At 35.3% G+C, this 17,507-nt stretch carries 20 protein-coding genes and 2 pseudogenes; 11 read left to right on the top strand and 11 right to left on the bottom strand.

The features are described 5' to 3' along the window. Positions 1 to 6: 6 nt before the first annotated feature. Positions 7 to 405 (bottom strand): (deoxy)nucleoside triphosphate pyrophosphohydrolase, encoded by a 399-nt coding sequence (locus AB7942_RS16030; RefSeq protein ID WP_369447626.1) that lies wholly within the window; start codon positions 403 to 405, stop codon positions 7 to 9. Positions 406 to 825: 420 nt separating this feature from the next. On the opposite strand from AB7942_RS16030, the gene AB7942_RS16025 reads away from it, so the two are divergent. From AB7942_RS16025 to AB7942_RS16005, 5 genes are all read left to right on the top strand, one after another. Further along, positions 826 to 1,293 (top strand): GNAT family N-acetyltransferase, encoded by a 468-nt coding sequence (locus tag AB7942_RS16025; RefSeq protein WP_369447625.1) that lies wholly within the window; start codon positions 826 to 828, stop codon positions 1,291 to 1,293. A 173-nt stretch (positions 1,294 to 1,466) separates the two neighbouring features. Beyond that, positions 1,467 to 1,625 (top strand): hypothetical protein, encoded by a 159-nt coding sequence (locus AB7942_RS16020; RefSeq protein WP_179195711.1) that lies wholly within the window; start codon positions 1,467 to 1,469, stop codon positions 1,623 to 1,625. A gap of 37 nt (positions 1,626 to 1,662) precedes the next feature. Next, a complete protein-coding gene (locus AB7942_RS16015) occupies positions 1,663 to 2,007 on the top strand; it encodes a helix-turn-helix domain-containing protein (protein WP_369447624.1) in 345 nt (114 codons plus the stop codon). Between the two features lie 82 nt (positions 2,008 to 2,089). Further along, positions 2,090 to 2,578, top strand: a complete 489-nt coding sequence (locus tag AB7942_RS16010) for a peptide ABC transporter substrate-binding protein (protein WP_369447623.1) — start codon at positions 2,090 to 2,092, stop codon at positions 2,576 to 2,578. Positions 2,579 to 3,072: 494 nt separating this feature from the next. Further along, on the top strand, positions 3,073 to 4,611 hold the full coding sequence (locus AB7942_RS16005) for a malate:quinone oxidoreductase (RefSeq protein ID WP_369447761.1): 1,539 nt from the start codon (positions 3,073 to 3,075) through the stop codon (positions 4,609 to 4,611). A gap of 487 nt (positions 4,612 to 5,098) precedes the next feature. Here the strand turns inward: AB7942_RS16005 and AB7942_RS16000 are convergent, their stop codons facing one another. The 3 genes from AB7942_RS16000 to AB7942_RS15990 form a co-directional block, all read right to left on the bottom strand. After that, positions 5,099 to 5,539 carry a YfmQ family protein gene (locus AB7942_RS16000; RefSeq protein ID WP_369447622.1) on the bottom strand — a complete coding sequence of 147 codons (441 nt, stop codon included), beginning with the start codon at positions 5,537 to 5,539 and terminating at the stop codon, positions 5,099 to 5,101. Positions 5,540 to 6,160: 621 nt separating this feature from the next. Beyond that, positions 6,161 to 7,531, bottom strand: coding sequence for an MATE family efflux transporter (locus tag AB7942_RS15995; RefSeq protein WP_369447621.1), 1,371 nt, complete (start codon positions 7,529 to 7,531; stop codon positions 6,161 to 6,163). 370 nt (positions 7,532 to 7,901) lie between these two features. After that, the gene (locus AB7942_RS15990; RefSeq protein ID WP_369447620.1) at positions 7,902 to 8,528 is read right to left on the bottom strand and encodes a hypothetical protein; all 627 of its coding nucleotides are present in this window, start codon (positions 8,526 to 8,528) and stop codon (positions 7,902 to 7,904) included. A 222-nt stretch (positions 8,529 to 8,750) separates the two neighbouring features. Between AB7942_RS15990 and AB7942_RS15985 the strand changes: the two genes are divergently transcribed. From AB7942_RS15985 to AB7942_RS15975, 3 genes are read left to right on the top strand one after another with little or no spacing between them, the layout of a single operon-like run. Further along, complete coding sequence (locus AB7942_RS15985) at positions 8,751 to 9,284, top strand: sigma-70 family RNA polymerase sigma factor (protein ID WP_369447619.1); 534 nt, start codon at positions 8,751 to 8,753, stop codon at positions 9,282 to 9,284. Positions 9,285 to 9,286: 2 nt separating this feature from the next. Next, on the top strand, positions 9,287 to 9,694 hold the full coding sequence (locus tag AB7942_RS15980) for a PadR family transcriptional regulator (RefSeq protein WP_369447618.1): 408 nt from the start codon (positions 9,287 to 9,289) through the stop codon (positions 9,692 to 9,694). Positions 9,695 to 9,701: 7 nt separating this feature from the next. Further along, positions 9,702 to 10,964: an FtsW/RodA/SpoVE family cell cycle protein gene (locus AB7942_RS15975; protein WP_369447617.1), complete on the top strand. Its 1,263-nt coding sequence runs from the start codon at positions 9,702 to 9,704 to the stop codon at positions 10,962 to 10,964. A 190-nt stretch (positions 10,965 to 11,154) separates the two neighbouring features. Here AB7942_RS15975 and AB7942_RS15970 read toward each other — a convergent pair whose 3' ends face one another. The 4 genes from AB7942_RS15970 to AB7942_RS15955 form a co-directional block, all read right to left on the bottom strand. After that, positions 11,155 to 11,565 carry a CotD family spore coat protein gene (locus AB7942_RS15970; protein WP_483310878.1) on the bottom strand — a complete coding sequence of 137 codons (411 nt, stop codon included), beginning with the start codon at positions 11,563 to 11,565 and terminating at the stop codon, positions 11,155 to 11,157. 227 nt (positions 11,566 to 11,792) lie between these two features. Beyond that, entirely contained in the window at positions 11,793 to 12,254 is a 462-nt protein-coding gene (locus tag AB7942_RS15965) for a GNAT family N-acetyltransferase (protein WP_369447616.1), read from the bottom strand. Between the two features lie 433 nt (positions 12,255 to 12,687). After that, a complete protein-coding gene (locus AB7942_RS15960) occupies positions 12,688 to 12,777 on the bottom strand; it encodes a YjcZ family sporulation protein (protein WP_098935026.1) in 90 nt (29 codons plus the stop codon). A gap of 72 nt (positions 12,778 to 12,849) precedes the next feature. Next, complete coding sequence (locus tag AB7942_RS15955) at positions 12,850 to 12,975, bottom strand: YjcZ family sporulation protein (protein WP_098935027.1); 126 nt, start codon at positions 12,973 to 12,975, stop codon at positions 12,850 to 12,852. Positions 12,976 to 13,444: 469 nt separating this feature from the next. Between AB7942_RS15955 and AB7942_RS15950 the strand changes: the two genes are divergently transcribed. Further along, on the top strand, positions 13,445 to 13,696 hold the full coding sequence (locus AB7942_RS15950; protein WP_098935028.1) for a hypothetical protein: 252 nt from the start codon (positions 13,445 to 13,447) through the stop codon (positions 13,694 to 13,696). A gap of 191 nt (positions 13,697 to 13,887) precedes the next feature. Here the strand turns inward: AB7942_RS15950 and AB7942_RS15945 are convergent, their stop codons facing one another. Next, complete coding sequence (locus tag AB7942_RS15945) at positions 13,888 to 14,664, bottom strand: DUF2268 domain-containing putative Zn-dependent protease (RefSeq protein ID WP_369447615.1); 777 nt, start codon at positions 14,662 to 14,664, stop codon at positions 13,888 to 13,890. A 222-nt stretch (positions 14,665 to 14,886) separates the two neighbouring features. Here AB7942_RS15945 and AB7942_RS15940 point away from each other — a divergent pair, with 222 nt between their 5' ends. After that, entirely contained in the window at positions 14,887 to 15,600 is a 714-nt protein-coding gene (locus AB7942_RS15940; protein ID WP_369447614.1) for a class I SAM-dependent methyltransferase, read from the top strand. A 112-nt stretch (positions 15,601 to 15,712) separates the two neighbouring features. Here AB7942_RS15940 and AB7942_RS15935 read toward each other — a convergent pair whose 3' ends face one another. Continuing rightward, positions 15,713 to 16,621, bottom strand: a complete 909-nt coding sequence (locus tag AB7942_RS15935; protein WP_369447613.1) for a DMT family transporter — start codon at positions 16,619 to 16,621, stop codon at positions 15,713 to 15,715. A 392-nt stretch (positions 16,622 to 17,013) separates the two neighbouring features. Between AB7942_RS15935 and AB7942_RS15930 the strand changes: the two are divergent. After that, positions 17,014 to 17,172: pseudogene (locus AB7942_RS15930) on the top strand (VOC family protein); the annotation flags it as partial. Between the two features lie 106 nt (positions 17,173 to 17,278). On the opposite strand, the pseudogene AB7942_RS15925 reads toward AB7942_RS15930, so the two are convergent. Continuing rightward, positions 17,279 to 17,507 (bottom strand): annotated as a pseudogene (locus tag AB7942_RS15925) (hypothetical protein); the annotation flags it as partial.

Genomic DNA, 17,507 nt, shown 5'->3' with positions numbered 1-17,507 from the left:
AGAAGACTATTTTTCGTTTATTAATTGTTCAACCGCTGGAATGTCAGCCGGTGCCCACTTTAGCGAATCTAGATTATCTGTTTTTAGCCAGATTAACTTTGAGTGCTCACTTGGTGTTGGTGTTCCTTCGACAATTTTACATTTAATTGATTTTAAATTAATGATAAATGTCTCGTATTCATGTGTATTATCGTTAAATACTTCATTTAATGTCTCTATTTCACAGCCCAATTCTTCATCGATTTCCCTTACGAGGGCTGAGTAGATGTCCTCATTTGCTTCTACTTTTCCGCCTGGAAACTCCCACATATTTGGAATGGACATTTCTGGGGACCTTAGGGCACATAGAATCTCATTCTGTTCATTTTCAATAATTGCTGCGACTACTTTTACGAGCTTTTTCAATGTAATCCTCCTTGATGATTGATTTACTAGTCATAATATATCACTTTTGATGTAAATATTCTTTAAGGTAATTTTTCTTTTTATTGTGAAAGTTTTGTTGGAAAAATAAACCTAATAATCTATCATTAAGATAATAGAACGAATCGGTTTGCAGGAGAGATGTTTTGGAAAATTTAATGTAATTGAAAGTATTAAAGATAGGTTGTTAGAAAATGGTAAAACGATAGAAATCCCTTTATTAAAAGGGCAAAAGACATTTCAAGCGGTCTTACATGATGGAAGCTGCCAAAAAGTCACAAAATACAGCTTATATTTTTGCTTTGATAGCTGAGGCATCAAAACAGAGAGTTTGAGTATAGTAAAGTGAATCAAATTTAAAGAAAAATGAACGAATATTCCTGTCGATGGGGGATCTAATTTATGCAACTATATTTTTACGATGAGAGATATAAGAATGACATCGAGAATTATCAATTATCGGAGGAACAACTTCGATTTACCGGTACGCCAACAGAATGTATCAAACTTTCAAATGAAGATCCAGATCGTTATTCAATCTTAGCGATGGATCAAGAAAATTTGGTCACCTTTTTCAATCTACATAAAAATGAAGGAGTAAAACCATTCTCTAATAATGATCGTTCCATTTTACTAAGAGCGTTTTCGACAGATTTCCGTCATCAAGGTAAGGGGTATGCCAAGAATGTACTTTTGCAATTACCTTCCTTTGTAAAGGAACACTTTATTGAAACGAATGAAATTGTCCTAGCAGTTAACCTTCAAAATACTGTCGCACAAGGCTTATATAAAAAATGTGGATTTATTGATGAAGGTGAACGAAGGATGGGGAACAAAGGGGAACTTATCATCATGAGTTATCATTTGTAGAATTTAGACGGTACGTATGGATTGCTCTGCTCATTCCATGTACCCTTGGTACGTATGGTCTGAAAAAACTAACCAAACGTTTGATTAAATTCTTGATTCCTTGGTACATATGAATAAAAAGAGTAGTTGAATCTATTAAATAGTAAAATAGTAAAAAAGTGGAGGATTCTTTTATGATGAATACCTTAATTCCTTTAATAACCTTTTTGCCACTAATTGTCCTAGCATTCGTTGTTAGATGGGTTTACCAAATTAAAAAAAATAGTGAAATTCAAGTTGAGCAAAACAAACAGATCATCTTGCTTTTGCAAAATAAAGATATAAATAATTAACTATTTAAGATGTCGAGGTATGCGGAGGAGGAAAAAAATGAAAATAGAATACGCAGTCATAATATTAGCTCTTTGCATTGCCTTTAGTGGATTTTGGATAGGAAATGCTCTTAAACAGGATAATGTAGAAATGAAAATAACAGAGGATACCTTATCTATTTCAGAAGCAGCAGACTATTTAAAGATTAGCGAGGATTCGATAAAAAAAATAATCATCCAGGAAGAAAAAACCATTGAACAAGGTGGTGCATTTTCTATGATGTTCCCTTATTCGAAAATATATGACAAGTATGTTTTCTCAAAAAAATCTTTGGACCAATGGGTACAGGAGAAAGTAAAAACTCAAAGCGTATATAGTGTGGAAGGTATTAAAAGCAGATAACATTTTTCACAACTAATTTAAATAATTCCCTTTTGGAACTTTTGGAAATATGTTTCGTCTCTTAATAAAAGGGGGCAAAAAATTGAAAATTAAATTTGGTTCAATGCTTTTGATTCTATCGCTCATTCTCACGGCTTGTAACCTTGGAGTAAAACCGAAGGAACATTTGGGAGAAATATACAGCGTTGCGTTGGACGCAATCATGGAAAAAGACGAGGCATTGAGTAGTGAAATGAAATTTATTGCAATTGATATGAGCAATTTCGACAATGGATTAAGTAAAAAGGATAAAAATGAAATTATGAACTTTTTCAAAGATAAATATAAAGTGGATGTAATGGATGCCACTTTTGATGAACTGAAAGAAAAAGGTTACTACAATCCAGATAAAATGTCTTTGGAAGGTGTACTCCTTAGGATAGAGAAAATGGATTTTAAACTAAATAACAATGTTTTCTTTGAAGGTTCTAAATATAGGTCAGGATTAGGTGCAATTGGTGTAGAAGGTACTGTCCACTACAAAGATGGTAATTGGCAAATGAAAAAGTCGAAAGAGACCTGGATAAGCTAATTTTTGAAGTGTACGAATTAATTTGGAATATATGGGGTGAGGAGCTAAATTCAACAGATGTGTAAAGGACCTATTCGGTTACTTGTGAACTAGGACTTCCAACAAAGCCCCTCCCTAGTCCTTTTCCCCCATTCAACGATTTCCTCTCCCCTATAGAACTATTTAAGAGAATACTAGTTAATTTGATATAAAAAGGAAAACAATTATCTTTCACCCAATCCAGCTACTGAAAAAATTTAATAACCAATACAAAAAGTAGACCATTGCCACGTGGGACAATTTGGTTTATGTGTGTGCCTAGGACTCATAAACGGATTCTCACTTTTTACCGGCTTTTAAATAATTTGAAATTATCATATAATATAAGTGTATAAATCTATAAACAACATTTTTATACTATAAATAGTTATAATAAGATAGAAAAGGTGTGTGACTAGGTCGCGCTTAGGTTAGTGTGACGTCTAGCCAAATTTTAGGGGAAAAGGTTGATGAAAATGAGCAACAGAGAAACTAAAACAGACGTCATTTTAATTGGCGCCGGAATCATGAGTGCGACTTTAGGGACACTTTTAAAAGAATTAGCACCGGAATTGGAAATTACTGTGTTTGAGAAGCTCGCAAATGCAGGAGAGGAAAGCTCTAACGAGTGGAATAATGCGGGTACGGGGCACGCGGCACTATGTGAACTTAACTACACAGTCGAAAAACCGGATGGATCTTTAGATATTAGTAAAGCAATAAAAATTAATGAACAGTTTCAGGTTTCCATGCAGTTTTGGTCTTATCTTGTAAACAGCAAGCTGATGAAAAATCCACAGGATTTTATCAGACAACTGCCTCATATGAGTTTAGTTCAAGGGGAACAAAATGTTACGTTTTTAAAGAAACGTTTTGAAGCTATGTCAAACAATCCCCTATTCCAAGGGATGGAATTTTCGGATGACCATGATAAACTGATGGATTGGATTCCGCTTATCATGGAAGGCCGTAAGGTTAATGAACCGATAGCGGCAACTAAAATGGACGCTGGAACGGATGTCAACTTTGGTACCTTAACACGGATGTTGTTTGATCACTTAGAGAGTAAAAATGTCAATATAAACTACAAACATAGTGTTAATAATATTAAACGTACGAGCGACGGCTTGTGGGAATTGAAAGTGCAGAATCTCGATAGCGGTACGGTCGAACGCCATACGGCAAAATTCGTCTTTATTGGAGGCGGGGGTGGAAGTCTGCATTTACTGCAAAAATCCGGTATTCCTGAAGGAAAACATATTGGAGGATTCCCGGTAAGCGGAATATTTATGGTGTGCAATAATCCGGATGTTGTAGCGCAGAATCATGCAAAAATATACGGCAAAGCTAAGGTTGGTGCTCCGCCAATGTCTGTTCCGCATCTTGACACAAGATTTATCGACAATAAAAAATCGTTGCTATTTGGACCATTTGCCGGCTTTTCACCAAAGTTCTTAAAAACTGGTTCAATGTTCGATTTAGTAACTTCTGTAAATCCAGATAATATCTTAACTATGTTGGCGGCAGGCGTAAAAGAGATGTCATTGACAAAATACTTGATTCAGCAAGTTATGTTATCGAAAGAACAACGCATGGAAGAGTTACGTGAGTTTATCCCGAACGCCAAAAGCGAGGATTGGGATTTAGTAGTAGCGGGCCAACGCGTGCAAGTTATCAAGGATACTGAAGCTGGCGGCAAAGGAACGCTTCAATTTGGTACGGAAGTGATTACTTCTGCTGATGGCTCGATCGCAGCATTACTAGGCGCTTCTCCGGGTGCTTCTACTGCCGTGCATGTTATGCTTGAAGTAATCAAAAAATGCTTCCCGCAACATATGAATAAGTTGGAACCGAAAATAAAAGAAATGATTCCTTCTTATGGCATGTCACTAATGGAAAACCCCGAGCTTCTGCACGAAATTCATACATCAACAGCAAAGACGCTTGGTCTAAGCGAAAAAGAGCTGGAAAAAGAGTTGGAAAAAGAGTTGGAAAAAGAGTTGGTCTTTAGTTAGACCTTTGGATGTAGAATCCAAGGTTGCTAGTGAATAGATTCACTCGATAGTTTTTAAGAGAATTATAGGATTGTAAGCAAAGCTTGGCATGATCATAAAAAGAGTGGAGAAAAAACTAACTAAACGGTTAATTAAATCGGACAACCCTTGGTATACATGGGCTGAGAAACTAACCAAACGGTTGATTAAATACTTTTCAAGAGACCCTGATAACGTTCATCAGGGTTCTTTTTATTATTCCATATTTTAAATGGTGAAGGAGAGTTAGAGAAAAGAGGTTCTTGACCTTGATGACCAAAGGGAAAAACAAAAATGAACACAGGCATAAGGCTCCCGTGTTCATTTTCATTTCAGAGTAAAATTATTATTCAATTTTTAGAAAAGCTGGGGATAGGTATAGGTGTTTTCTAGTTAACAATCGCACTACGATAGTTTAAGTACAACTATTCACAAATAGTTGAAACCGTCTTTATTCTAATCTATTAAACTAAATCCCCTGTAGGGCCAAAGAACTTTTTTGGAGATGATCTGAAAGGAGACTATACGCAACTACTTTCTTCTTGTACTGTTTGACTACATCAATGCGATCGTTGTAGCTAAAAACAAATAACCTAACATCTTTTTTGCCTTTTTTTGTATCAATGACTAATGGAGTCTCACTGTTCTCTGGATGCAAATATAATTCCTCGGTCCCTGGAAATATATAATGCTGCTTTATAAATGTTGCTTCGTTAAAGGAATGAATAACTTGATTTTTGTCCTTACCTTCTAAGAGTTTTCCGTCAATTGTTACGGTGACATTCGGTTCACTAAGTTTTGAATGAATTTCAAATTTCCTTATAAGCCATTCCACAGGACCAGTCGGAAGACAAGTCATTAATATTTTAACAGTACTTAAAAGAATTATCGAAATTACAGCCCAGGTCATTTTCCATCATCTCCGTTAAAACTTTAATTTGTTATTAGTTTATATAATAATATCTCATCTGGATCAATTATTAACCATCCAATTCGGTTTAAAATATACCATCCACTTGTAACTAGAGGGAATGGTAAGGATGAGTCGAATAGACTCTTCGCTAATAGATCGCCAGGATGGATAGATATAAACATATAGCTGATGCAAAGAAAAAGATGACAGAAGTTACACGATTACTCCTCCATTTCATTCCATATGCACAAAAAAAGATAGCGGCTGCTAATTTGGAGCAACTTTGATAATAAGCATTATTTGAAAAAAATGAACTGCTAAAAATTATTGAAATAAGCAAAGTTGTTGAGATTAGTAATTTAAACCATAAGGGCTCATTTAGGAATTGTTTAATCATAAATTTAATCCGCAGCATGTGTATTACTCCTTTTCAAGAAACCTTTTGATATTAATAAGATATGGTGTGTTTTTCAAATGTATCACTTCCCTTGATGCAAGACGAATATCATTGAGAAGAATTTATATATAGAATTGATGATGATTACTCGACTAACCTGTCCCATTCGTATAAAAAAAGCCGCCATGTTGGCAGCAAGGTTAGCGAAGTAACTTAGTAATCTAAGACACGCTTGGCGAAACTTTCTGTTCGGCAAATTTTTTCTTTAACCAAGGTTTGGAGACCCACCGGTTCAAGGCGAAAAATCCTCGGATACATTCATCAAGTCCTTGGGCCAGCCAAATTCCTAATAGTCCTAAACCAAGTGTAATTCCGAAAAAGTAACTAAATACTACGGCAATGCCCCACATGCAGATCATACCGATGACTACTGGGAACCGTACATCACCTACTGATTTTAAAGAACCCATAAGAACGATATTCATGGCACGGCCAGGTTCAATAAATACTATTGCCCACAATACTGGAAGAGCTATAGCAATAATGTTAGCATCGGTTGTAAATATAGTTAAGATGGGCCTACCAATGAAAGCAACAGCAAGAGAAACAGCAGCTGAAACAATGACTGCAATTTTTAATGTCTTAAGACCCCGCTTCAGAGCTCTGTCGTATTGCTTAGCTCCGATATAGCGGGCAATTAAAAGTTGTGTCCCTTGGGCAATTGCGACTGTAAACAGGAAGCAAATCATCGATATATTCAAAATATACACCCGTGCGGCTAATGCTGCATCACCGGTAAGTGCGACAAAGCTAGTAATCACCACTTGTGAAAATTGATAGGAAAGGTTTTCTCCAGCGGATGGAATCCCGATGGACAGAAGCTCCTTTACATCGGTTTTATTAATTTGAAAAATATCTTTTATATGAAACTTTAAAGCTAGTTGTTTATAAACAAAGTAAAACAGTGCTACAATAATAAAAATCCGGGCAACAAACATGGAATAGGCCACCCCAGCAACACCTGTTACAGGAAGGCCGAACCATCCTTTAATGGCAATAAAGGAACCGATCATACTAATCACATTCATGATGACCGTAACAACCATAGTTTCTTTTGTATGTCCGTAGCTGCGCAAAAAAGCACTTAAAGCTAAAGAGATAGCTTCAAGGAATAGAGATAGACCTATGATGGTAAGGAAGGTATAAGCAAAATCGTAAACTTCACCGCTTAGTCCGTAAAATTTTAAAAACAAACCTCCAAAAGCAACCACAATGATGGTCATTACAACTCCAAACCAGAAATTCACTCCAAAGGAAGATCTTGCAAGGCGTCGCGCTCGATCCAATCGGTTTGCTCCTAAATTTTGACCGATAAGGATGGTCGCTCCGATGGCTGTGATGTTAAATACTAAAATAAAAATATTAAGAATCTGATTGGCTACTCCAACTCCTGCAACAGCGTTGTCTGAATATCCGCTTAAAATTAATGTAGCAACAATTCCCATACTCATATGAAGCGTTATTTCGATAAAAAGAGGCCACGTGATACTAAACAATGATTGATCCTGGTACTTATTGTTCTCTACAGTCAATTTATTCTCCTTCTTTACTCAAAATCATATAAAACCTATATTACTACATTTACTCTAAATAAAAATAAAAAAGGTACTCTTAAAAATTCCAGTTGGACTGATGGACATTCTCCTTGTCCCATTTAACAACCGAAAAAGGATATTGTGCTGAAAAGGTGAAAAACTTACTCAAAGATTGCCATTAAGTCAACGTCTGAACTTCGGTAATTTACTCTTGGCATTTTTTCACCCCAAAAATATAGTATGAAAAAAAGCCTGCATTAATGTAGACCTTTTTCAAATAAAATCACTTTTCGTCCTACGTCCAAATATATTTCTGTTGTTCCATTCATACTTGCGTGCAACACATAAATATTCATCTTCATTCCCCTTATGATCTTTTAGTTCTCCGTAAAAAAGATAGTGCAATCACTACGACAGTTACAGGGAGGATAAGCCAGAGCCAATTAAATGAGTGATTTTCTTCTTCGGAGTATGTTTCGTTTTCAAAATTTTCATAAGAAGATGCTGTTTCTATTTCTTCAGGCACTACCGTGTCCGATTCATTTTCATCAAAACTTACCGTTTCAGAATATAAATCATCTTCTACTGGTTCATCTTCTGGTATTTGTACATCCATCTCTTCTAAATCAGCAAGCGTATAAACGTTCCCCTCTTCATCCGCATATGTAGGTTCAACATCGTTTGCATCATTTAACATTAATAAAATCGTTCCAAAAACAAGCGTTTTTGATAACACATCGCCAGAAAAATAACGTGTAGATTTTGGATATTTTGTCGTAAGTGAAGAATAAGATGTCGGTTTTGTCGTTGTGTTCGTTGTACTGCTTGAGCTCGGTTTTGACGGCGAAGTCTTCGGAGCCGTCGTAGACGGTTTGGTATAGCTAGGACTCGTCCCCCTCGTCCCGCCTGTTCGTGTTTTTGCCTCTGCATTGACATTACAAAGTAAAAAACTTAAAACAAGGATAGATAGCACACTAATCATCGTTTTTTTCATTTATATCTCCTCCTAAAAAATAGCCAGCTCAGATTAAAGAACCTGCTTCCTTTAATTGATTATGCTTAGTAGAATAATATTAACATATTTTTCCTGATAAAATACGGAAAGTAGTGCGAGTTAAATGAGAACGGCCTGTCGTTGTTCCTTTACGAAAAAAAACTGTTTTTAAAAACTTTATCTGAGAGTACATCGTCTATTGTTTATGAAGGAGGGATGGACGTGGAAGAAATGACTTTGGAAGTATTAGATACAGAAGACAAAGAAGTACTTATAGACGAAATTATGAATAGGTACGGACAAGAAGTCCTCCAGCTGGTTTTTTCATATGTAAATAATCGTACCATAGCAGAAGACCTAACTCAGGATATATTTGTTAAGTGCTATAAAGGACTTCATACATATAGAGGCAAATCGAAGTTAAGAACATGGTTGTGGAGGATTGCTATCAATCATTGTAAGGATTTTCTAAAAAGCTGGTATAACAAGAACGTGGTCATAACAGAGTTTGAACCGCTAAACAACACGACAAAAAAGGAAATGGTCGAGCAGGCTGTCATCCAAAAACAAGAGGATGATCAATTGATTTCTGCGATCATGATGCTGCCAATTAAGTATCGAGAAGTGGTATATCTCTTTTATTATGAGGAACTGCCCATTAAAGAAATTGCGTTATTAACGGAAGTGGGAGATAACACAGTGAAAACCAGGCTCAGACGTGCAAAAGAACTTCTGAAAGAACGATTGGAGGAATAGTGATGGAGGACCGTTTAAAGAACTTAAAAAAGGCGATGGATCAACGGGCGTTTTCTAAATTGAACTTTACAGAGAAGCATCGAAGAAACATCCGTGAAAAAATTAATCAACAAACCGAAAATGAAGAGGATATTCTGCTAGCGGTTATGCAGCTACTTGTTCATGAAAAAACAGGCTTTGAATTAACGAAGCTTTTGCGGGGAAGGGGTATCCGAAAATTTGAAGACAACGAAGGTTTTTTATACACTTTTTTACATCGATTAGAACAGTCCGGATCTATACAATCAAGCTGGACAGAAGATGAGGCGAAGTATTATCAATTAACGGACATAGGCCGAAAAGTGTTGAGAAAGATAGAGAAAAAACAAAACAAAAAACAAGTGGTATTGAAAGAATTATTTGAGAGGTGATGCAGTTGTGAATAAAAAATACGTCTTTTTAAATGAAGTCATCGCCCAAATCAAATCGAAGGAAGCAAAGAAATATGTTGCGGATGAATTGAGTTATCACTTAAAGGAAGCGAAGAATGTATGGATAGAGAAGGGGTTAACAGGATCAGAGGCTGAGGAAAAAGCGGTAGTGCAAATGGGAAGCCCGATTAAATTAGGCCAGCAGCTGAATAAACTTCATCGGCCAAAAGTAGATTGGATCCTCGTAGTTCTATTAATAACTATCTTTGGTCTCGGCTTTTTACCGATGTTTTCAATCGGCATTATGGGAGAATATTTATTAGTTTATAAAGTTGTTATTACTCTAATCGGCAGTGCGTTTACATTAGGGATAATGCTAATGGATTATAGGAAGTTAAAGAGACAAGGATGGTTATTTTATTCTATTGGAGTATTCTTTCTATTGGTGTTAAGACTATTTTCAAACACGACGATTAATGGACTTCCACTTCTTAGGATTGGACCGTTAACCATTGAAAGTATCATGTCTCTACCCTTCTTCTTCTTGGCGTGGGCAACATTTTTTAGTAATGAGAGGTTGAAGTTCTGGCAGTTTATTCTATTGTTCTTCCTGCCATTCCTTTTACTATTTACGGTACCAAGTATTTCAACTACCTACATTTACACCATCATGGTATTTTCGATGCTTTGGTGGAGCAAGTTTAGTCGAAAAATTGTTCTTTTGATCTGGGGAGGATCCGTTAGTTGTTTCTTGTTCGTGAGTTTCATTTCTTGGAAGTTTTTAAACTATTATCAGAAAGATCGATTGTTGGCCTATCTAAACCCGGAAAAATATTCAGATGGACCAGGATTTATGATCCTGCGTGTGAAAGAACTTCTGTTAAATGCAGGCTGGTTTGGTAACGCCATGAACAAAGAATTTATTCCTGAGGCCCATACTAATTTAGTGTTTGTAAGTTTAACCTACTATTACGGTTGGCTTTTTGCCATTATGCTTGTTTTAATCCTATTCCTATTTGGTGTAAGAATCATTGTCATCACAAGTAGGATAAAAGATTCGTATGGAAAACTTCTTCTCATCGGTGCAGTTGCACTTTATACGATACAGCTAGCTACTAATATCGGAATGACACTAGGTCTTTTCCCGTTAATTTCCATATCCTTGCCCTTTATAAGTTATGGATTAATGCCAACGCTGCTCAATGCAATATTAATTGGGATTGTCTTAAGCGTATATCGCCGAAAGGATCTAACCAGAATACAAATTTGAACTCCAGATACCCCTATAGGAAAAAGCCAAGCAGTGTGTTTCTCAATGGAAGCACACTGCTTTTAGCATGTTTTTAGTAAAATTATGGAAAAATACTTATATAGGCTTAATCATCAGAACGTTTATAAGTATATGCAATTGTTTATTATATGCTAACAAAAATACCCCCCTAAACGGGAGGCTAAATGAACTAGAATCCAAATGGTCTTGGCGGACAACAAGGATTATGTGGTACACCGCACATTGTATGTGTTTCACAACATTCATTTACAAATGATTCTGTGTGAGGGAAATAGTGTTTATTATTAATCATATGCTTGTTGACTGTTGTCGTGTGAGAAGGATGGACATGAGTTACTACCTTATTAAATAAATTCGTCTTAACATATTGTTGTCCTGGTGAAACAAGTGGTGGATCATACTGAGCTGGAAACACTTGAGGTGGGCAGTATTGTGGACATGGTTGTGGCGGACAGTATTGAGCTGGTAATGGTTGTATAGGAGCTATCTGTTTAGGCATTATATTTGGTGGAATATTTGGTGGAATATTTGATGGAATATTTGATGGAAAACCACCGTAACCAATATTTCTTTTCATCATTAAATGACCTCCATATGAATTTGTCTTGTTACATCATTAGTCTATGTGAGCTTTTGTTTGTAGGGACTAATTTAGGTACCTATTTTATAAATAGAAATGATTTAGAAATGATGCATACTACGAAATTATTACGACAAATAAAAACCCCCGCATCCATCAACGGGGGTGTGAATAAGAAAACTGTTATTTTTGAGAATCAATCTTTATAAAAGGAGCCTTAAAAAAGGTTAAAGAATCTTTTCATAATTAATAAGAGTTAAGTATTCGTTAACTTGTTGCTCCCCTGTTTTTTTATAGCCAAATTTTTCATAAAAATGGCGATTTCTACGGTTGTCGTTAGGTGTATCAAGTGACCACTTTTTAACTTTAGGGAATTGCCTTTCCAACTCCTGTAAAATTTTTGATCCTAATCCTTTATTTTGAAATTCAGAGCCAAGGAAAATTCGATACAAATAATTATGATCTTTTGTTTGCTTTACAAGACAGATTCCGCCTGCAAGCCTGCCATCAACGAAAATAGAATAGTGCAAAGAATTTTGCATTCTAAAAAAAAAGTAATCCAATGATTCAGTTGCAGGACTTGTATGATAATCCTTATATTTGATTAAATCTGAATGAAACGCTTCTTTTTGAATCTTTAACAATTCGTTTGCTTCCGCATGCTTTGATGGTATCATCTTAAATTTCAATTTCCCCACCTCTTACGCCATTTCTGTCATTATATGAACATCTGCCACATTGTTTAATTAAATGATAAAGTTCCTCAGTTATCGCAAATAAGGACTTACGCTCGAAAAATGTGCTTCTCTTTTTATAATAATTCTTCTTTAACTAACGAAGCAGTTGAACAAGATTTATATTCCATTCAAAGGATATTTAATTATTAACCTGCAGGGTAAAGAGGAGATTCGTAAATAAACCATTTGCAAAAAATGAAATGTGGATTTTTTTATTTCACAGCAGATTAAAAAAAAGAGCCCATAGGCTCCTTGAAACAATGTTTAAATCATTTGCTTAATAGAATCTCTGTTTTCTTCTTTCAAATTCAAAGTCCTACATTCATTTCAGAAACTATATGACAAAGGGGCAGATTACCTAAACCTGCCCTTTGTTCCGTACAATTTAGTAGCCACTCATAAAAGAAGTTCCTACAATGATAAGGAGAATAAACAATACCACGACGATCGCCATACCGTGACTATGTTCTTCCACGTATAACACCTCCAGTACTTGCTTATATAGGATATTACTCATCCAAAATCATACAGTTTGGTTTATTAAACATTAGCACCAACTGGACAGTACGATAATTAACAGAATGAACAATACAACGATTAAAACAAAAGTTGAACCGCCGCCATAGCCACCGCCGTAGCTATAACCGCCGCTATATCCACATGATCCCCACATATTTTTCACCACCTATTGGATTATTCGAAGGAATAACACACCTGCTATGTATATATATTCCTTAAGACAAGGGTTGATTGGTCAAGCATCATGGTGTTAGGACAAAATCAGCGTTTTGCTTAAACAATACTAAAAATAAAAAAGCGTCTGCAATACATGCAAACGCCTCTTCGGAGGTATTTCTTTATGCAAGATGTTGCTTATGGTGGTAGTTATAACATATGCACTCAGAATAAAACTGAATGGGACAAGTGCTGATAAAAGTAAATTAAATAGAGAATGGACAAAACAATCCTTAGTTGACTTTTTTTCCTTGGTTATGACGGTTTTTGGATTTTATTTTAGTGCATGTCGGAAATTTATTCAGAGATTTTAAGTTTCCGCTAATACCCTATTACACTTGTCCATTACGAAATTTATTTCAGTACATATAATGTCGTATGGTTCATAAGGAAATGGGGGTGAAAAAATGTCAGTAGAACATTTTCATGGACTGTGTCACAGACATATGGGTAGAGCTGTTGAAATCAGAACCCATGACGGGAGAATTCATAGGGGAATCATTCATCGTGTTTCCAACGACAGAGTTTTTCTTCAACCAATTGGACGACCTAGAAACCTAGGCGGTTTTGGTTATGGAGGTTGGGGCTGGGGTTGGGGCGCTGGAATTGCGCTAGGCTTTATTGCTTCAGTAGCTGTCCTTTCTCTATTTTTTTGGTAGTCATAAAATGATTTTATAAGATTAATAAAGAGTTAATAAAAGCACAAGAACCTCAATCAGCTAGGCGTTGGAGTTAGATTCCGAAAAACTACATTCAAAGTGATCAACAAAGGATTATTTGATTGTTACTTGATCCAATAAAAAACGGACGAGAATTTCTTTCGTCTGTTTTTTTCCGTTTTATCAAACTTTCACTTTATTTGAGCAATATGATCTGTTTTGATATTAAGTAGATCCTTACTTGTCTTGTTAGTTCCTTCAATATAATTCATAACCAAGTAATGCCCAACACAGTACCCTAACATTTTCGGATAAAAACGTGATCCATACAATATGTTTTGATGTTTAAGGTCATTTTTTGGAACATCTTTATTTGGGAGCACTAAGTTTTTCCACATTTTCTTTAACTCTTTATTGGTATAATACGATGTCCAAGTAGCTAAGAATTCTTCACCCAATCTTTCACGTACTGCATTTTCAGCTAATCCTTCTAAAATGATTGTGTCCAGCAATACGTAATCCTCTTCGTTTTTTTGAAACTTGGATAACCGACAAATATGATTATACTCATGTGTAAACAATGCCCTTATTTCCTTTTCCGTGTTATCCTCTGAAATAAATAAAAGTAGTTTATCCTTGAAGGCCAAACCTGATTTTCCGTTAAAGTCCTGTGTTAATTTTCGATTGTCCTTATCTGATGGGAAAACAAAGATAGGGATATTTGGCCCTTCCCACACTTTTTGAAGTCGTAGACTTTCTTCTTGTACAATTTCCCATACTTTATTTTTTTGTAATTTTTTCACTACCTCGTTTCCGTTCCCAAAAGGATGATACATTCCATGTAGAGTTAAGTAATCGTAGATTTCGGAAGCTAGAGCACCCTCAAAGTGAACTGTTAACTTTTCACATATTTCAATTGGTTTATGAAATGAATCGTGCAACCACTTATCTGTTCTAATCACGCCCATATCAGCACCCCTAACTACACATTTTGTTTAAAATACATTATGCGCTTATCATATAATCGTTCCGAAACCTTTTTCCTTACCTTCTTAGCATCCTTAAAAGGTTCCTATTTTCCCCCCTCATAGGCCTTTAAAAGTTGATTAATATTTATAAAAGTATCGGCAACAAATTTATTTCATTCTCATAAAATAATGTACAATTTCTAAAAAAGGATGAGACTGAATTTGAATTACACTTATCTTGATTGTTTAGCAATATTTGGAGTTGGAGGTGCCCATCCTGGAGGCCTTCAACTAACAAAAGAGATCTTATCAAGGGAAAAAATAGATGAAACAAAGTCGATTCTTGATGCTGGGTGTGGAACAGGGCAAACCTCTGCCTATATTGCAGAACAGTACCAATGTCATGTTACTTCCTTAGATTGTAATAAAATCATGTTGGATAAGGCTAGACAAAGATTTTCGTCCTTACATTTACCAATTGATGTAAAGCAAGGGAGCACTGAAAATCTTCCTTTCGATGAGGATTTATTTGATATGATTCTTTCAGAATCAGTCATATCCTTTACAGATGTATCCTTAACAATTCCTGAATTTAAAAGAGTATTAAAGCCAAATGGTGTTTTGCTTGCAATTGAAATGGTACTTGAAAAATCACTTTCTGAAGATGAATTGAAAGCTATCGTTAATTTTTATGGAGTTTCTCAATTACTAACTGAAAATGAATGGTACAACTTCTTCAAAAGAGCCAGTTTTAAACAAGTTAGTGTAGAGAAGTTCAATCTTGAGTTTGATGAAAATGATGTGCAAAATGTTACTGATTTCTCACTTTCGGAGAATATTGATGATAAATTCTTTGAAATTCTTGAAAAGCACTTGCACTTCACAAAAGGTTATAAGGGTATACTAGGTTTTCGACTATTCAGATGTTGTATTTGAACAGTTCCAGTCATACACCTAGAACTATATTTTGAGCAATCAAAAAAGGTCTGCATTCGAATTACAATGCAGACCCATTTTGTCGTTTGTTTTCATTTATAAATTGCTAAAATTATTGCTTACTAAGCTGTTGCTTGTTCTTGACCAATATCTGCTTAAAGTTCACTTCCATAAGAATAATCGATAGCATAATAAGCATTCCTCCAACAACTAACTGTACTGTAAATGATTCAAAACCAAACGCTACTGAAAAAATACTTCCAAAAACTCCTTCAAGCATCATAATTAATCCAGCAGATGTTGCGGAAGTATGCTTTTGAGCTAAAACCTGAACAGTTTGGCCAACAAACGAACATATTATTCCCATATATAACAATGGCACTATTGCAACAGACCAATTGATATTAGTAAGCTGTCCTTCCTCTACGAAGAAGAAAAAAAACAACCCCCCTAATGTTTGTACAACCGCAAGCATAAAAGCAAGAATGCTGACTTCAGTTGCTCTTGCTCCATAGCTGAGATATACAATAGATGCTGCATAAAACAACGCACAAATAAAAGAATATACGTCACCAATATTTATGGTTAGTGTTTTGTTTAATATTCCAGTTAATATAGTCATTCCAAGTATACAAAAGGCAATGGAAACAAAGCTTTTTACTGGGAGTTTCTTTTGATATATAGCCCAAGCCAAGAAAGGGATAATTACCACATATGTTGCTGAAATAAAGGCGTTATTAGATGGAGTCGTGTACTGAACACCAATAGTCTGTGTAATAAATCCGCCAAAATTAAGCAATCCCGCAATTAGCCCAATTTTAAAGTCCTTAAGGGTCATTATGAATATCTTTTTATAAAAAAACATAAGTACCAAAACAACAAAGAGAAAGCCTCGGAAAAAATTTACGAATCCCGCAGACGCATTTGCATCTAGAGCTATTTTTGTTAAAACAAACCCAGAACCCCAAAGTGTAGCAGTTATCAATAGTAGCACGTTTGCAATTGATTTTGTCATTTTCATATGTTATTTCTCCTTTTCTTTTTAATAAAAAAAATCCCGCCTCTTAAAGTAAAGAGACGGGAACGATCTACTCTTATACAGTTTTCATTGACAATTCAACGATAATTAGTAACGGAATTAATTTTCCGACACACACCAATTGGATTTTGGGGGTTTTTAAGAAGCATTGGTCATTAATGATAAAATTAGCTTACGTCTTTCTCAGACAATTTTATTCTTAATTATTAACCTCTTTATAAATTTTTGATTCATCTTTAATTTACTAAATTATCATAATGAAATCAACCCATAGTCATGTTTAGAAGAGATTGTGAAGGTTGGTATTTAAACTACCATGAAAATAAGTTTCTTCAAGATTAGAAAAATGACAATACTTAAGAAGACCCTGCTCAGTGATGTTAAATTTCCAAGTACATAATCTAAACGAGACTATAAAGCATCTTGAACATATTGGTGTACCTCTTGCAAAGAAAAAAGAGATTAGTGAATTTGGAAAGTTTATTTGGATTGAAGATCCTGAAGGTCGACTGGTCGAGCTTTGGGAGAAATAACGTTTAAACTTTCGTTGGTCACTATTTTTATGTTTCCAGGTTACAGATACCATTAATGCTGTTGCCTTAGTATCTAAAGGAAAATTGGAATGATGAAATGATGGTTCTAAAGGCTTGCTTTCGTCGTATTCGACAGTAAACTGTGCATAAATGTTGACGCTGACTTAGGTAAGTTTTTATATCCCTCAACCCTGACTAATTCAATATTTTCGTCACCAATATTTTTAATGTCTAGGCTGTATACATTATAAAACGCTTGTCTTATAGACTTGTTAAGCTTTTTGTCACTATGGTCTGGCTTTCCAACTGTTACTTTCCATTGTTTTGTTTCTAGT

It is taken from the genome of Neobacillus sp. BF23-41 (assembly GCF_041106275.1).
Note: the sequence above shows the minus strand (reverse complement) of the source record. Positions and strands in the feature narration are given on the sequence as shown.

What these genes read in the sequence shown, in the direction of transcription:
- AB7942_RS16025 (WP_369447625.1), top strand. Translation starts at nt 826, where the DNA reads ATGCAACTATATTTTTACGATGAGAGATATAAGAATGACATCGAGAAT.
- AB7942_RS16020 (WP_179195711.1), top strand. Translation starts at nt 1,467, where the DNA reads ATGATGAATACCTTAATTCCTTTAATAACCTTTTTGCCACTAATTGTC.
- AB7942_RS16015 (WP_369447624.1), top strand. Translation starts at nt 1,663, where the DNA reads ATGAAAATAGAATACGCAGTCATAATATTAGCTCTTTGCATTGCCTTT.
- AB7942_RS16005 (WP_369447761.1), top strand. Translation starts at nt 3,073, where the DNA reads ATGAGCAACAGAGAAACTAAAACAGACGTCATTTTAATTGGCGCCGGA.
- AB7942_RS16000 (WP_369447622.1), bottom strand. Translation starts at nt 5,539, where the DNA reads ATGACCTGGGCTGTAATTTCGATAATTCTTTTAAGTACTGTTAAAATA.
- AB7942_RS15990 (WP_369447620.1), bottom strand. Translation starts at nt 8,528, where the DNA reads ATGAAAAAAACGATGATTAGTGTGCTATCTATCCTTGTTTTAAGTTTT.
- AB7942_RS15980 (WP_369447618.1), top strand. Translation starts at nt 9,287, where the DNA reads ATGGAGGACCGTTTAAAGAACTTAAAAAAGGCGATGGATCAACGGGCG.
- AB7942_RS15970 (WP_483310878.1), bottom strand. Translation starts at nt 11,565, where the DNA reads ATGATGAAAAGAAATATTGGTTACGGTGGTTTTCCATCAAATATTCCA.
- AB7942_RS15955 (WP_098935027.1), bottom strand. Translation starts at nt 12,975, where the DNA reads ATGTGGGGATCATGTGGATATAGCGGCGGTTATAGCTACGGCGGTGGC.
- AB7942_RS15950 (WP_098935028.1), top strand. Translation starts at nt 13,445, where the DNA reads ATGTCAGTAGAACATTTTCATGGACTGTGTCACAGACATATGGGTAGA.
- AB7942_RS15945 (WP_369447615.1), bottom strand. Translation starts at nt 14,664, where the DNA reads ATGGGCGTGATTAGAACAGATAAGTGGTTGCACGATTCATTTCATAAA.
- AB7942_RS15935 (WP_369447613.1), bottom strand. Translation starts at nt 16,621, where the DNA reads ATGAAAATGACAAAATCAATTGCAAACGTGCTACTATTGATAACTGCT.